This window comes from uncultured Phocaeicola sp., from assembly GCF_948499155.1.
GTDB lineage: Bacteria > Bacteroidota > Bacteroidia > Bacteroidales > Bacteroidaceae > Phocaeicola > Phocaeicola faecalis.
On sequence record NZ_CAOOSE010000011.1, the window covers coordinates 62,268 to 78,450 of the forward strand.

The window sequence follows — 16,183 nt, forward strand, 5'->3', positions numbered from 1 at the left end:
AAGATGACTACAAGAGAAGAAAAATGGCAGGCGAATTACGAGAATCTTAAAGTGTACATCAGTAAACAACATCACCTGCCCAATAAGAAGAAAGTGGAGCACAGAGGACTGCTTAACTGGTGGAAATACAACATGGAACTGATTAAGCAAGGAAAGCTAAGTCCCGAAAAAGAAAGAGTAGTGAAAAAACTGAGCGATATAAGAGAAGAACACCGATAACGAAAAAAGAATAAATAAATATTTAATGGTATGGCACGAAGTATAGATAAAGAATGGAAATCACTTTTCACAACAGCATTCACTTTCTGCACCACCCTCTGCCTGTCGGCACAGGAACAGGAAGCGTCCACTCCGTTTTCTTACCGTGTAGAGACCTCCGTCTCGGTTGCCGATGGAACGTATGCTCCGCTGTGGTTCACCGCCAATCGTTATGGGCTGTCTTCGCAAGAGCCGAAAAGTGCTTATCTGCGTGCCGGTATGCAATGGCGGAAGGAATGGCGTCATGGATGGAAGATACAGGCCGGCGCAGACTTGGCAGGAGGAAAGAATCTGACTGCGGACTTCTTTGTGCAACAGGCTTACATGGATGTTGCATGGAAAGCGATAAGGATGAGCATCGGGAGTAAGGAGAGAAACGGATTCCCGCTGGAAAAGGATGTGAGGCTGAGCAGCGGCATGATGGTGGAGGGGGCAAACGCAAGACCCATTCCGCAAGTGAGGGTGGGATTGCCCGAATATCTGACGGTACCCTTTACCGGCAACTGGCTGGCACTGAAAGGGCATATCGCTTACGGCGTGTGCACGGACGGCAATTGGCAGGAAGAGTTTGCCGGAGCGGACAAACCGTTTCTGAAGGATGTGCTGTATCACAGCAAATCACTGATGCTGCAGTTCGGCAACAGGGAGAAGCTGCCTCTGGAACTGGAAATAGGGTTGTTGGACATCGCACAGTTCGGGGGAAAAAGGTATGTGAAGAATGCGGACGGAAGTATAAAGCTGCTCCAGAAGTATCCGACCGGTCTGAAGAGTTTCTTCAAGGCGCTGGTGCCTACTCAGGAGAGTACGCTGCAGAATGTGGAGGGAAACCATAGCGGAAGCTGGAATGCGGCGCTTTCCTATTATGCCGGTGACTGGAAGATAAGGGCCTATATGGAGCATTTCTTCGAGGATCATTCGCAGATGTTCATGGAGTATGGTGTGTGGAAGGACGGACAGTTGGGACTGGAAGTGACATTGCCCCGGAACCGGTGGGTGAGCCGGGTGCTGTGGGAAGGTCTCAGCACGAAGGACCAGACGGGGCCGATTCTGTATGACGGAATAGCCGGCTCGTTTTCCGAATTCCAGATAAGCGGTGGTGACAACTATTTCAATAACGGCCAATACCTGGCATGGCAGCACTGGGGAATGGGTATGGGCAACGGACTGATTCCGGGACCTGTATATAATGACGACGGAACGGTGCTGTTTAAGAGTACCCGCGTAAAAGCCCACCACATAGGCTTCTGCGGAGAGCCGGACCGTGAATGGAACTACCGTGTGCTGGCATCGTATGTGCGGCATTGGGGGACTTATCCGATTCCGCTGGACAAGGTGAGGAAGCAATTCAGCGGCATGGTGGAAGTGAGTTACTGCCCACGGAAATGGACAGGTTGGAGTGCCACGGTTGCCCTTGCCACGGACAGGGGGAATTATCTGGGTAACAGCATGGGAGCCATGCTGACGGTAAGAAAGACAGGAGGATTCGGAATATGAGAAATAGATGCGGATTAAAGTTTTTGTCGGGAGTGGTGGCGGCTGTCCTGCTGTGCCTCGTCATGGGAGGATGCCAGAAGGAGGCTATCGACAGTGATATGGAAGGGCACTGGGAGTTGGTGGAATATACAACGGTAGCTGACGGTAAGGTGCATGTGTGTGATCGGATTTATTACAGTATCCAGTTGTGGGTGGTGGAAATAGCAGCCAAGCAGAGCGGCACACCGCACAGGCCGGTCATCGGACGGTTTGAGCATGAGGAGAATGGAAATGTGCGGATGAGGGACTTCAAAGGAAGAAAAGCCACAAGCGATGATAAAAAGGATGTCACGGTGGAGGAGCTTCTCCCCTATGGCATCAATGCTTTGGATACAGAGTTTGAAGTGGTGAAAGCCAACGGAAAGGAGTTGGTTTTGAAATCCGATTATGCTACACTGATGCTGAAAAGGTTTTAGCATAAACGAATAAATTCAAAGGAAATGGCATTTCTCAATTAAAATATGTACATTTGCAATATCAGATAAAGAAACAGTTAAAAGAATGTCACATGGATTACCCTTTTAAAGAAATAGAGCATCGTATTTACAAGAATACGTTCTTACAAAATACATTTGTAGAAATACAATATGAAAGCATTAAAGACAGACTTTCAATAAAGGATGTATTCAGTGACCTCCAACATTTCGCATTAGAATCTTTCAATATCAACATTGAAAAAGAAGAAGCCATAACAGAGAATGGAGTGGTGATTTCTTCTCAAGAGATGGCTATAGATTTCTATATCACAAACAAACGACTCATAATAAAAATAGGAAGGAAAAATTATAAAACATTCAAAGAATCGGTTATTCCCTATATCAAAATAGCAAAAACTTTCATAGAATCGGTTGCCAAATTAGATAAAATCCAATCTTGCGAAATCAGAAAGATTAATATATGGCCATATAGCAATATAGCAAGCAAAAGGACATTAACTGAAACACTTATGGGAAAGATTTTCTCAAAAGAGTTACTAGAAAATGGAAACTTTAAATCACAAATACCGGAAAATCAGAATGTAACGCAGTGGATGAATGAAAAAGTATTTAAGGGAGAATATTCTTCTCTTAAACTAAAATATGGATTTATTGCCAAAGATGAAAACCACGATAAGGAAAGAATCATTTTAGATTCAAGTATTGAGATGTTGCAACCTACTGACTTGTCGGATATAGAAGATGTTTTTAATCAATTGAACACAATATTGTTTAATGCATATCATTGGAGTATAACCGAACAGATTATTCAAATTATGAGCAGAGAGGTGGAATGAGCATGGCAAACTTTCAATTGGTAAAAAAAGATATAGAAAAAGATATAGTACAGGATTTATACTCTCCTAAAGGAGCTATGGAATCTATGGTGTATAAATCAGGGAAAGTAGTATTAATACTCTATTTTTCCAGTATTATGCTCACTACACCCACATCACCAACCGATATAAAAGACTTTAAAATTTATACAAAGGAAGCTGTTCAAACGGAATATACAGTTCCCACTGTATGGGAGAAGAGACTATCATCAATTGTAAAGAACAAAGATATATTAGCCACCATTATCAATGATTTACCGGCAAGCATTGAGTGGAATAAATATGATATGCAGAAACCGTCGGAAACAATCATTCAAAACGCGTTGAACTTTATTGATATTTGTCCCGATGATAATTTGTTGGAATCCGTTCATGTATTCTCCAGAGTAAACGGTACAATATTGCTTAAATGGAACGATAGTTCCAGACTGGCAACAGTCAACATTGGAACCAAAGAATTCTCTTATGCTATTCTACCTAAAAATGGAAAAGAAATGATAAACAATGATTTTAATTTAGATAATGCTGATGCTGTAAAAGGCTTCTACAACAAATTATAGAATGAGATGGACAGTACAGAAATAGACAAACGCTATACTATTACTGACGATGAAACATTATTCAGACTGATTTCCTATCCCGGATGTATTAATGAGAATAAAGAACTCTCTCCTGAAATTTTTTCTTTATACCACAAGGATGAAGATTATGTATCACTGGACAGAGAATACTTTTCCACACTGGAAGAGGTTATCAAACACGGATATAAGATAAAGCGATGGCCGCTAAAAAAAGATTCTTTTTGGGGTGTTATAAAATTAAATGCGAAAAATATAAGGTCTGTCTCACAACGTATATCTCTGGATTCATACTATGAAGAAAGTTACAAAGCACATGCCGGCATTTCTTTTACCTTGGATGACAAATCAAAATTAAGGCATACCGGACAAGAAATTATCCCATCATGGTTGTTAGGAATTCAATTGATGCTTTGTAATATTGTGGATGAGGTCATAAGTGTACCTCTGCAATAAATTATATCCATCCATGATATTTTAAAGCGATAACGTCTGCTCTTACATAAACAGACGTTATCGCTTTTATTTTATCGGTCCGTATTGATAATACCGCTTTCTTTATCTACATTATTCAGCTTCTTATTTCCCGCTTTATGTTTGCGTCCGAACTCGATGCCGTAAGACAGACGAAGCATTACCATTTGTCCGGCTTCTTTCACGTATTGCCAAGAATGATAGGGAGCTATCCGGCTGATGCGCTCTTCGCCCGTCCGGTAATTGTTGGTGAAGGGGAACATGATGCCGGCTCCCACCTGAAAGTTCTGGCGTGCATAGGCAAGCATGAATACGGTCTGGTTCTCCCCTTTGCGGATGGTCTCGCCGTAAAGAGCATTCTGGAACTTACGATACTGCCCCATCAGCATAAAATGACGATATTGCAATGAGAAGAAGGCATTGCAATAGAAATTGTCATAACGGTGACTATAGTTCTTTCCGCGTGACCATGTATCGGTGTATCCGGCAGAAAGGCCCAGTGACATAAAATCTTTCAGACTGCCGATGCTCAGGGAGTTGACGTTTACACCAAGCTCGAAGTTCAAGTCTTGGAAATATCGTTGGTTCTCGTCCATCATCACCAACTTTCCATCTTCTACATAAAGACTCTCCATGATGGGTTTGTCATAATAATTATAACGGGCACTGAAGTTTATTCCTACTTTCTTGAAAGAAAGATTATAATTCAATGAATTGGAGTATTTCCGGAATGTCTTCAACAGAGGATTTCCGCGAACAATCTGGATGGTGTCCAATGCCTGTTCCACATCGGTGAGCGAGCTGAGCGAAGGGATGGAGGGGCTGACATTGAAACGGTAACGGAGGAAACCGGCTTTGTGTAAGTTCAACCCTAAACGTATGGTAGGGGTGAAAGTGAAATACTGATGGTCTTCCCCACTCTCTTTAAACCAAGCACGTGTCATCCCCACACTCCCGGCGTAAGTGAAGTCTTTCACTTTTCCCTGCAGTTCAAAGAATGCGGAGGTCTGGGCTTGATTCATCTCGGACAGAATCGGATTGGTACCCGTATATGTGTTTTCCGCACGCATCTGATAGTGACGCGCACCGGCACTTAGCTTTATATTCTTAAAGGATTTGTCGTAAACCACTTCACCGATAACCGAACGTTTCTTTCCGTCCACATAGGTCTGAATGCCTGCCAAATCTTCGTCAGCACGAGTATATTCGTTGTAATCCCGATTGCTGGTGGTATTAATCAGCGTTCCTGTCAGGTTGACTTCCAAACTCTGGTCGTGGGGCATGACGAGCTGATAGTAGAGGTCTAACGATGGTGAATAACTGGAAGTGTGTGTCTTGGACTGCGAGAAGATATAGTCTGTGCTGCCCGGGGTGGACATACGATTGAGCTGGTTATTGTAAGGTACGTTTTCTATGCTATTGCGGAAAACAGCATTGAAAATATACTTGTCGGGCTTGGTCAGGTTATAGCTCAAATTGATGTCATTGTGCAGGGTAAGGCGTTCGGAAGCATCGTCCACTCCTTCCTGTACACGGTCTATCACTTTGTCACCCAACTCGTAATGTTCGGTCAGTTCTTTGCGGTAGTGATTTTTTGAGTTCTTGTTGAAGTAGTCAATGCCCCACTCCGAATTCTTATAGTTGAACTTGCCCGATACAAAGTTCTCTCCCCACAGTACATGAGGAGAATCGGTGGCCTGAAGATTGATACGTCCACCTGTCTCGCGTTGCTTTAAGATGATATTGACCACAGCTCCCAAATTTTCATCGCCGTAACGCTTACCGGGGTCTTCGATATATTCGATACGACGGACGTCTTTGGCACGAACAGCTGCCAACTCACGCGAGGTCACTTTCACACCATTGATACGAACCTGCACGCTCCCTCCGCCACTGACACTCATGGTATTCATCAACGGGTCTACCTGCAAGCGGGAAATCATCATATTGTTCAACAGGTCATAGGCGCCAAAGGAGCGCTTCAACTGGCTCTCGGTAGGCAGGATAATCTGACGGTCGATTTTCTGAGTGATATTGCTGGCAGACACCGTTACCTCGGCTAAGGCTACGGAGTTTTCCTGCAAAACCACCTCTCCTATCTCTATGTTTTTCACCAGATTCTTCAGTTCTATCCCGACCGGCATATAGCCGACGTAGGAAATGGAAAGGAGGTAATCGCCTTTCTTTAATCCCGTCACGACAAAGTCTCCTTTAGTGTCGGAAGTAGTTCCGGTGACCAAAGCGGAATCCGGGGTCAACACAGAAACGGTAGCAAACGGAACAGGCTCGGAAGTAGTCTCCAACACTCGGCCTTTAATACTGATGTTCTGTGACCAGGATGTTGTGGCAATCAAGGTCATTAACAGTAAAATAAATTTCGTTTTCATCATGGTTTGCGTATTTAACAGTTTATAAATTTAAAATACAAAGGGCTTCCCCTCTCTATCAAAGAAGGTATATCCATCTTATTATCTGATATTTAGCTAATAATACAGAAAAGGACTAAAGGGCAACATTCAATCCGTGAACTAATGCATACATCTTTACACAAGTGCCAAGTATAAAGAGCCCTATCATCGCCCACATCGCTTTTGCCGCATATTTCTTCATAGGCTTTATTCTTTTTGCTTTTTATATCGTTCTACTATTTCCTCTATGCTGATACCTAATAAGTCCATCACTCTAAACGTATCTTCCAACTGGGTTTCAAAGAAATCTTTCTTCTGCAGTTTCATCACTTTCTTTCCTGCATCTTTTGCCAGATAGAACCCCATACCCCGTTTGGGATATATAATTTCTTCGCTTTGCAGGAATTCATAAGCTTTCAGCACCGTATGGGGATTGACTGCCAGAAGAGCAGCCAACTCGCGGACGGAGACAACACGTTCCTCGGGCTTCCACTCCTTTGTCAACACCTTGCTGAAACAGAAGTCTACAATTTGTTGATAGATAGGTTTATTGGTTTTAAAATCCATTGTGTCATACCTCCTTTTCACGTAAAATAAAATAAGCCGCTACCCACGAGGATATGATATAAAGAATGGGGAAAAGGATATTCCCGGCATCAATCAACATCGTATCCGCAAAAGACAGAGGATAATTACACTCTGCATAGGAGGCTATATTCCACATTGCATAGCCTTTGGTATCTTCGGGTATCATAAGACCAAAGAGTTTGACTATCAGTACAAACAAAAGCATAAGGACTCCCAAAACGCCAAAAGACTTCAGCAGATTCTTACTCTTGAAGCAGACACACCCCACAAAGAAAATCGGTTGAACAAGGCATAACATTCCAATATGGTCCACACGAACGGAGGTGACAAAGGAAGTATCCGATGCCAAATGCTGTAGGTAGGGAACACCACTCAAACCGAACAGTCCGTTGAGCACCTGCATCACCAGCCAGACAAAGACAGGGATGACAACAAGGTATTTCAACCAGATATGAAGAAACTTTTCCAATGTGGTAGAGGGTAAAAGAATGTCAAATATAGAGTTACGCTTATTAATGGAAGGCTCAAGAAAGCAGGGAGCCATTATCAATAACATCAAAACAAATATGACAGCATGATGTCCGTACGTCTGCTGGACGGCCATATCACTGTTATTGTTAAAATCTACCAATATGCAAATAAAATAGATAATGGCAGTCAGAGCAGCCATCACACCCAAATGGATACGAGTCTCCCGCCATTTATTCTTCTCTAACAGGATAAATCTAGACAGGCTAAACATAGGTAGTCCTCCTTTCTTTAGAAAATAGTTCACGAATGCGGTCTGGATTTTGCAGAACAGCTTTATAAAGTAATTCCAACTCAAGAGTAGTTTCTTCTCCTATCTCATTTTCTACCACTGATGCATATCCCCGAACTGTCTGATGGGAATACAAAGCCTGTGCTGGCAGGGCATCTGTGCGGGCGAATAGCAGACGGGAAGTGATTTCTTCTACCGAACTGTCAAGCAATACCCTATTCTCACCCAAGATGACAAGATGGTCGAACAGATTCTCAAAATCACTCACCTGATGAGTGGAGATGATAAGGCATTTGTCATCGGAAGCTGTACGTGCCAACATACGCTTTAATGCCAAACGCGAAGAGATGTCCAATCCGTTGGTGGGTTCATCCAACAATGTAATCGGGGTATTGAGGGATAATAAATAGGCAAGCATCGCTTTCCGCTGCTGTCCGTAAGAAAGTCGGGAGAGCTTTTGGGAAGGTTCCAACCCGAACTCTTTCAAATTCAATTCCAACACTTCTTCACTGAAATCGGGATAATAAGGAGAGTGATAACGGGCAAACGATGCAATGCTTGTCGAAGGCATTCTGAAATCGGTAGGCAGAAAGGCCAGCAGACGCATTGCTTCCGGCATACGATAACAAGGTTCGTAAATGTTTTTACCGGCCTGCAAGAATATTTGCCCGGACTTTGGAAAAAGCAAACCGGCTATCAGATGAAGCAAAGTGGTTTTACCAACTCCGTTTTCACCTAACAGCCCATAGATGCCTGTATGTATATTCAAAGAAATATGGTCTAATACCTGCTCCTTTGATTTATAATAAAAATCTAATTCTCTGATACTTATCATTAATAATAGGTGTTTTACTTATATAACACACTAAAACTACATATTTTCTTCTATACAAATGATAAGTCTTCTTCTATTTTATCTTTATTTAACAGAGAATATTCTGCTAAAAGTTCATCAAATCATTCAGAGCCTCACTCATACTGGGATGTGTAAAGATGAAATCGCGAAGGAATGTATAAGGCTGATTGGTCTTCATTGCCATGGCCACACTGTTGATTACCTCGCCGGATTCAGGGCCGAACAGAGTACATCCCAAAATCTGATTGGTATCTGCATCTGCCACTACCTTAAACAGGCCGGCCGTATCTCCCAAAGTACGTGCACGAGGAATAGCCGCTACAGGAAGTTTGTTGACTTTAATATTCAGCCCTTTCTGCCTGGCCTCCTCTTCACTCAATCCGATACGCGACAAAGGAGGGTCAATAAAGACAGAATAGCTCACCGGTTCACGGTCGTTCAGATTCCGTCTGCCATTGCCGAATAAATCTTCACGGATAATACGGTAATCGTCCAATGAGATATAGGTGAACTGCAAACCACCCTTCACATCCCCTATCGCACGGATATTGGGATTGGTTGTCCTTAAATGCCCGTCTACAATGATAGCGCCACGCTCGTTTACCTTCACTCCAGCCGCCTGTAAATTCAATCCGGCTGTATTCGGTTTTCTCCCTGTCGCCAACAATACGGCGTCAGCCTCCAATGAATGCAGTTCACTGTTCACCGCATCCCGGTAGACTACTTTCCCTTCATGGATTGATTGCACTTTGGCATTCAGACAGAATACAATGCCTTTCTTTTCCAAAGTTTCCTTCACAACGGATGCGATATCCCTGTCTTCTCTGGAGATTAACTCGGAATTGCCTTCCAGCACCACTACCTGCGAACCGAACGAAGCAAACATACTCGCAAACTCCAGACCGATGTAACCGCCACCTACAATAATCAGTTTTTCGGGCAAATCCTTCCGTTCCATAATGGAAGTGCTGGTATATACCAACGGATTATCCTTCACTCCATCGATAGGCGGAATAATAGTCTCCGCACCTGTATTGATATAAATCCGGGGAGCCTGCAACTGCAAGGTCTCATCATGCGTCACCACTTCCACCACATCCGTACTCACAAAAGAACCAATACCTGTATAGACCGTAACATGGGGATTGTCTGCCAGATTATGATAATTCTTCTGACGCAAGAAAGAGGTTACCTCTTCTTTTTGAGCGATAGCCTGAGCATAATAGGCTTTCTTTTCTTCCCACGACGCCTTTGCCGGAGCCAGCTTTGCCTGATGAACCAATGTCTTTGTAGGGATGCATCCAATATTAATGCAGGTACCTCCATACATCTTATCGGAACGCTCAATAACAGCCACCTTTTCATTTCTTTTGGCCAACTCAGCAGCCAATGTTTTACCGCCTTTGCCAAAGCCTATTATTATTGCATCATATTGCTTCATAATCTTACTTGTTTTTAGTGGGAGGATTATTCTTTATTTTGTTGTTTTAATATCGCCCGGGCCGAATCCGACAGCACGACAAGCGCACCTGCCAGGATAGCCGTATCTTTAATAACCAAACGGCCGGCACCTGTCAGCAAAGGAAAACCATGTTCACCGCTACCTAAGTCGGGAACCCATACTTCGGGAGTCGTCACAAGAAAAGACAGCGTTCCCAATGTCATGATAATAGCCAAGCCTGCACCTATCAAACCGATTTTCGGAGAGAAAATGCCCAAGAAGGTAAGAATGCCAATGGTCATAATCAAAATGCCCAATCCATGAGAAAAGCCATAGGTGTTATTCTCTTCATGCCATTGATGTTTGGTCTCATTAAACTCGCCTTCTTTCAATTTATACTCCTTATATTCGGGAGCACTCTTAGTATAAAAGAAGCTCATAAAAGGACTGTTGGCCACAAAAGGCACAATGCCTTCGGCCTCATAATTCCAGAATTTCAAACCGCCAATCCACACGAATATCACCAGAATTGCCACACGAATCAGGTTAATACCTAACTTTTGAGTTGAAGCTGCAATCGTCAGAAATGCAGTAAACAGAGAATTTAATTTTGCCATCATTTGCTTTATTTTTTTAGGATTTAACTTACACTGCAAAGGTCGGCAGATTTTCCCATCAGTGAAATGGCAATTCTGCCGTTTCAGTTTGCAATTATTCCCTCTTTCTCTTTTTTCCGGTATTCGGAGATACTTTCCTTCGCCATTTTTCTAAAGAAACGGCTGAAAGCGGCCAAGTCTTCAAAGCCTAATATCTCACCTATTTCTTTTGCGCTCTTACTGGTGTAAAGCAACAAGCGCTTGGCTTCGGCTTCTATCCTCTCATGAATAATGCGCAACGGAGAAGGCAAACCATAGGCAGCAAACAGATTGGATAAGGTTTTTGGAGAGCGATAAAGCATTTCGGCATAGTCCTGCACCTGCTTCTTTTCCTTATAATGATTGTCCACCAACACATAATACTGGCGGATAATGTCAAAGCTCTTTTCCTTATCCTGCCCCACATCCAACTTCTCACGGGCTATGCGGGTGCAAGTGATAATGAAACGCTTCAGAATGATGCGGAGCATCTCTTCCTGCAGATTGTCTTTAATACCGAATTCACCAGTGAATATATCAATGATGCTTTTCAATTGTTCCGACTGAGCCGAAGAGAGCTGCAAGCGCATGATGTGGGACGAACCATGAAACAGGAAACCATTACATGATACCTCATTGTCATGCCCGTAAATGCAATAAAAATTGCTATTGAACAAGAAGGTGAGATATTCACCCTCCACCTTTTTCACCTCTACATGATGCAAAGGAGTAAGCGAAATTATTTCATCTTTTTCAAGGTGCATCACCACGTGGTCTACTTCTATATCCAGTGTGCCACTTTGTACCCATACAAATTTATACAAGCTTTTATCACGCTGGAGAGCAGTATCCTCATGATAACGGTAAGTCATCGCTATATTACCATTGAGCGGTGTGTTAAAACGGTATTCCATAATTCATAGTTTATTGTCGGTATAAATATACGCATACTTACTTTAATAAAGAAGAAGACAGGACAAAAGATTCATATCCTATCTTCTCCACTTGCATACGAGAACATTTATTTAACGTGAGTTCGGCATAAGAATTTATAGAAAGAAGTCCGGTTGCCAGATAATACTCTATCATCCTTACCTTTGAAAAGCAATTAGACTCCATACATAAAGCCAATCGGCTCTTGATATATTCGTTAGTTTCTGCCATCGATTAATAAATCAGTGCCAGAAACTAACAAATCAGTGACACTGTTTACCAAGTCGACGGCAATGATTAATGAATACAACGGTGCGCTGCAAAGAATGTATCAGCTCGCCGAAGGAAATATCTATCGTTCCGTTTGGTTTATTAAACTGAAATCTTGTGTGTTACTGTGGAGACTCCCTCCCCCAAAAAACACTTATCCCGGACTCACGTTATTTAGAGTTTAATAAAGTGTCGTCAATCATCTTTTTCAGTTCAGGTTTCGGCAACGCCCCCTGTGTTACAGTCGGTTTTCCACTCTGAGGAATCCATAACAAAGTCGGTATGCTTCGTATGCCGAATGCGCCGGCCAATTCTTCTTCCTTATCTACATCTACTTTATAAATATAAATCTTTCCAGCATATTCTTTCGCCAACTCTTCCAATACAGGAGCCAATGCCTTGCAAGGGCCGCACCATGTAGCATAGAAATCGACGATAGCCGGTTTGTCGCCTTCATACTTCCAATCATTAGGATTGGCTTCATAGTTATATACTTTCTTCAGAAACTCTGCTTTGGTTAAATGAACAATTTCCATATTTTCTCCTTTCATGTTTTGATTTTTACTTTCCTTATTGCCTGCACAGGCTGTTACTGTGAATAACAAACTAAGGGCGGTAATGGTTGATTTTATTAATTTCATATTTATCTGTTTTTATCATTTTTCTGATATTGCAAAATTAGTCACTTTCCATGGCTCCAAAAATGGCAATTTCGCCATATAAGTTAGCAAAACTTCCCTTTTACAGAAAATACTGATAAACAGGAACTAAAATAGAGCTTAGCCAACAGAGCCAATATTTGTTAATTATGATAGTTTTCTAACTAACTCTCTGATATTGTCTTACTTTTGTAGGAAAAGTCTAACAGAGCGTATAATATAAAGAGTTAATTTTCTGCAATGAATGAAAAACACATAGCCGCGTCAAGGCAATTCTTACAAATACTGGCCGTATGTATTTGTTTATTTTTTACCTGTACTTATTCCGGTAAAGCCACCAATAAAGACAGTAACCAATATGGTTATGTACTTATATTGAACAGTTACAACGAGTCTTCCCCATGGAGCAACAGTCTCACAGCCCCTATTATGCATAAAATGGCTGAAATCAAAGAAATAGATGCCTATATTGAGCACCTGAACCTCCTGATGGTCAATGACTCAATCATGGCCAGCAAGTTTCCTCAGTTATTGCTGAAAAAATATGGAAAAGTCCCTCCTAGATTATTGATTATGCTGGGAAGTATGAGCATGGTCTTCAGAGAAGAGGTGAAAGAAATATGGGGAGATGTACCTATTTTGGTATGCGGATCAGACCCTTATGTCTATGCGGAAGAGTATTACAGGAAACAGGATACGGCAACTCCCAAAGAAAAAATCTATGTAGACAGCCTAAGGGATGACTACAATATTACTTTTATGCATACTCCCGCCTATCTGGAAGAAAGCGTAAAGTTGATGCTGCACATGATTCCCAATATGAAAAGGCTCATCTTCTTGGGAGATGGCATTTATCCCAATCCTGAATACAATAAGCAGTTACAGGATATAGTGAATCAAAAATTTCCTTTTCTCCAGTACCAGTTCATATCCTCTTATAATTATACTTTGCCCGAACTATATGATGCTTTAAGAAATGCCGATAAAGAAACTGGCATTCTGACCTCTACCTGGTTTACAGAGACTTTAACATCGAAAAAGATGTTGATTAATGCCTATCGAAGCCTTTCCAGCATTGCTGCTCCCCTCTTCTCTATCCGATATGCAGGAATGGACGATGGCGGAATGGTAGGAGGATATATGTATAATGAGAAATTGTTTATCAATGAGCTTTTTAAGAAAATACAGCAAATACTGAACGGAAAGCCGGCCAGGGCCATTCCTTTCTTCTCGCCCACAAACGCGCACCCGACATTCAATTACATGACATTAACCCAGAAAGGCCTTCATCCTAAACTGTGTCCACCCGATACCATATTCTATGACAAACCGGAAAACTTCTTCAAGAAATACAGATGGGCGATTATTGGTGTATTCATAACCTTCTTACTCATAGCTATGATTCAGCAAAAGCGCATACGAATATTGAAAGAGCTCAAAAGAGTACAAAAACAAGAATTCGAAAATCAAGTGAGATACACAAACCTCATCGACAATATGCCTATCCTCTACATGAAAGAGAAAGTGATTAGAAATGAAAATGGAAATATTGTCGAAACAATTTTTTGTGATGTCAACCGTTTCTTTGAGACTTCTTTCCAGAAAAAGAAAAACATAATCGGGAAAAAAGGCTCCGAACTGTTTCCTGAATCCATGGGGGAATTTACTCGTTTCATGGAAACAGCCTTGAGGGAAAAACGTTCCATCACATTCCCTTATTACTTTAAAGATGTGGATACGTTTTATGATATCGTGCTCAGTCCGTCTATGGAAGAGGATACGGTGGACATTTTCTGTCTCGACAGTACAGAGCTGCATAACGCACAACAGATGTTGAGTTCTACCAACCATAAGTTATCCATGGCCTTGGAAATAGCCAATATCATCCCTTGGAAATGGAATCTGAAGGAACACTCCATTCTATGTGATATCAACCGGCCGGTTCTTATGGCAGCCATGCCGGGAGACATCAAAGAAGAGCAGTTAAGTGTGTCGGAAGAACAGTATTTCTCTAAGATACTTAAAGAAGACCGCCCAAGAGTCATACAAGCCTTCCATGATTTAATAGAAGGAAAAATAAGTAAGGTGAAAGAAGAATACCGCGTACTGAACAAAGGAAAGGCCGGAAGAAAAATCGACTGGGTAGAAGCACAGGCTGCCGTCGAGAGCAGAGACGAACAAAACAGACCGCTCACATTGGTCGGTTCCTCATTGGTCATTACAGATAGAAAGATGATGCAGAAAGAACTGTTGTCGGCCAAAGACCGTGCGGAAGAATCCAACCGCCTCAAATCTGCTTTCCTCGCCAATATGAGCCATGAAATTCGTACTCCTCTGAATGCCATCATCGGATTCTCAAATATTTTGGCCTCAACAGAAGAGGAAGTGGAAAAACAGGAGTACATCAATATTATCGAAAGTAATAATACACTGCTGTTGCAACTTATCAGTGATATATTAGACTTGTCAAAAATTGAGGCCGGCACTCTGGAGTTCAGTTATTCGAATGTAGACCTGAACGAAATCATAAAGGAAATAGAAAACATCACCCAATGCCGTATGGAAGGAAGTGAAGTACAACTCATTACAGAAACTCCTCTCTCCTCCTGCTTCATTCGTACAGAAAAGAACCGGCTTATGCAGGTTATCAATAACTTCCTCACAAATGCCATAAAGTTTACCAAAAAGGGAAGCATCACGTTCGGATACGAGATACGCGATAAGATGCTATACTTCCATGTCACAGACACTGGATGCGGCATCCCTGCCAATAAAAAAAATTCGATATTCGGACGGTTTGTCAAACTGAACTCTTTTGCACAAGGCACAGGACTGGGGCTCTCTATCTGTCAGACAATCATAGAGCACATGAATGGAACGATAGGGGTGGAATCAGAGGAAGGAAAGGGTTCTACATTCTGGTTTACCATCCCCTATCAACCGGCTCAATTGAGCGAAAAGAAAACAGAAGAATTTCAGCCGATTACTGTTCAAAAAGACAAGCTGACCATTTTGATAGCCGAAGACAACGAAAGCAACTACCGCTTGTTCCAGTCTATCCTGCGGAAAGATTATTCCCTTATTCATGCCTGGGATGGTCAGGAAGCAGTAGAAAAATTTAAGGAACACCAACCTCAAATCATCTTAATGGACATAAATATGCCGAGAATGGACGGTTATGAAGCTACCAAAGAAATAAGAAAGCTATCTGCTGATGTGCCTATCATTGCCATAACCGCTTTTGCTTATGCATCTGACGAACAAAGAGCAATGGAAAACGGATTTGACGGATATATGTCCAAGCCCATTAATGCACCGCTGCTGAAACAACAAATAGCATCCATCCTGCAAAAGAGAATCATATTCTTATGATACCTCCAAGAAAAAACGCGAGTCATGAAGATGTGTCAAAACTTCCCTTTTATCGAAATCGGGGTTGTGTCAAAACGTGGATAATGCTGTCGTTTCGTTCGTAGGG

At 42.1% G+C, this 16,183-nt stretch carries 16 protein-coding genes; 7 read left to right on the forward strand and 9 right to left on the reverse strand.

All coding sequences use genetic code 11. The features are described 5' to 3' along the window. The first annotated feature begins 3 nt into the window (after positions 1-3). From QYT14_RS09995 to QYT14_RS10020, 6 genes are all read left to right on the forward strand, one after another. A complete protein-coding gene (locus QYT14_RS09995) occupies positions 4-219 on the forward strand; it encodes a hypothetical protein (RefSeq protein WP_288325348.1) in 216 nt (71 codons plus the stop codon). A 30-nt stretch (positions 220-249) separates the two neighbouring features. After that, positions 250-1,752 carry a capsule assembly Wzi family protein gene (locus QYT14_RS10000; RefSeq protein ID WP_289826333.1) on the forward strand — a complete coding sequence of 501 codons (1,503 nt, stop codon included), beginning with the start codon at positions 250-252 and terminating at the stop codon, positions 1,750-1,752. Further along, positions 1,749-2,207 carry a lipocalin-like domain-containing protein gene (locus tag QYT14_RS10005; RefSeq protein WP_289307602.1) on the forward strand — a complete coding sequence of 153 codons (459 nt, stop codon included), beginning with the start codon at positions 1,749-1,751 and terminating at the stop codon, positions 2,205-2,207. Before QYT14_RS10000 ends, QYT14_RS10005 begins: the two co-directional genes overlap by 4 nt. A 92-nt stretch (positions 2,208-2,299) precedes the next feature. Continuing rightward, positions 2,300-3,064, forward strand: a complete 765-nt coding sequence (locus tag QYT14_RS10010; protein WP_288325351.1) for a TIGR04255 family protein — start codon at positions 2,300-2,302, stop codon at positions 3,062-3,064. 2 nt (positions 3,065-3,066) lie between these two features. After that, complete coding sequence (locus tag QYT14_RS10015; RefSeq protein WP_288325352.1) at positions 3,067-3,663, forward strand: hypothetical protein; 597 nt, start codon at positions 3,067-3,069, stop codon at positions 3,661-3,663. 6 nt (positions 3,664-3,669) lie between these two features. Beyond that, positions 3,670-4,137, forward strand: a complete 468-nt coding sequence (locus QYT14_RS10020; RefSeq protein ID WP_288325353.1) for a hypothetical protein — start codon at positions 3,670-3,672, stop codon at positions 4,135-4,137. 71 nt (positions 4,138-4,208) lie between these two features. Here QYT14_RS10020 and QYT14_RS10025 read toward each other — a convergent pair whose 3' ends face one another. The 9 genes from QYT14_RS10025 to trxA form a co-directional block, all read right to left on the reverse strand. Next, entirely contained in the window at positions 4,209-6,545 is a 2,337-nt protein-coding gene (locus QYT14_RS10025; RefSeq protein ID WP_288325354.1) for a TonB-dependent receptor, read from the reverse strand. A gap of 225 nt (positions 6,546-6,770) precedes the next feature. Continuing rightward, entirely contained in the window at positions 6,771-7,130 is a 360-nt protein-coding gene (locus tag QYT14_RS10030) for a GntR family transcriptional regulator (protein WP_237040524.1), read from the reverse strand. A 4-nt stretch (positions 7,131-7,134) separates the two neighbouring features. Beyond that, on the reverse strand, positions 7,135-7,893 hold the full coding sequence (locus QYT14_RS10035) for a hypothetical protein (RefSeq protein ID WP_288325355.1): 759 nt from the start codon (positions 7,891-7,893) through the stop codon (positions 7,135-7,137). Continuing rightward, positions 7,886-8,746: an ABC transporter ATP-binding protein gene (locus tag QYT14_RS10040; RefSeq protein WP_288325356.1), complete on the reverse strand. Its 861-nt coding sequence runs from the start codon at positions 8,744-8,746 to the stop codon at positions 7,886-7,888. Before QYT14_RS10040 ends, QYT14_RS10035 begins: the two co-directional genes overlap by 8 nt. Positions 8,747-8,852: 106 nt before the next feature. Next, positions 8,853-10,208 (reverse strand): FAD-dependent oxidoreductase, encoded by a 1,356-nt coding sequence (locus tag QYT14_RS10045; protein ID WP_237040521.1) that lies wholly within the window; start codon positions 10,206-10,208, stop codon positions 8,853-8,855. A 26-nt stretch (positions 10,209-10,234) separates the two neighbouring features. Then, positions 10,235-10,828: a DUF417 family protein gene (locus QYT14_RS10050; protein ID WP_237040520.1), complete on the reverse strand. Its 594-nt coding sequence runs from the start codon at positions 10,826-10,828 to the stop codon at positions 10,235-10,237. An 80-nt stretch (positions 10,829-10,908) separates the two neighbouring features. Then, positions 10,909-11,757 (reverse strand): helix-turn-helix domain-containing protein, encoded by an 849-nt coding sequence (locus QYT14_RS10055; protein ID WP_237040519.1) that lies wholly within the window; start codon positions 11,755-11,757, stop codon positions 10,909-10,911. A gap of 37 nt (positions 11,758-11,794) precedes the next feature. Next, positions 11,795-12,007, reverse strand: a complete 213-nt coding sequence (locus QYT14_RS10060; RefSeq protein WP_288325357.1) for a hypothetical protein — start codon at positions 12,005-12,007, stop codon at positions 11,795-11,797. Positions 12,008-12,216: 209 nt separating this feature from the next. Continuing rightward, positions 12,217-12,687 (reverse strand): thioredoxin, encoded by a 471-nt coding sequence (gene trxA, locus QYT14_RS10065; protein WP_288325358.1) that lies wholly within the window; start codon positions 12,685-12,687, stop codon positions 12,217-12,219. A 258-nt stretch (positions 12,688-12,945) separates the two neighbouring features. Here trxA and QYT14_RS10070 point away from each other — a divergent pair, with 258 nt between their 5' ends. Next, the gene (locus QYT14_RS10070; RefSeq protein ID WP_288325359.1) at positions 12,946-16,077 is read left to right on the forward strand and encodes an ATP-binding protein; all 3,132 of its coding nucleotides are present in this window, start codon (positions 12,946-12,948) and stop codon (positions 16,075-16,077) included. Positions 16,078-16,183 lie beyond the last annotated feature (106 nt).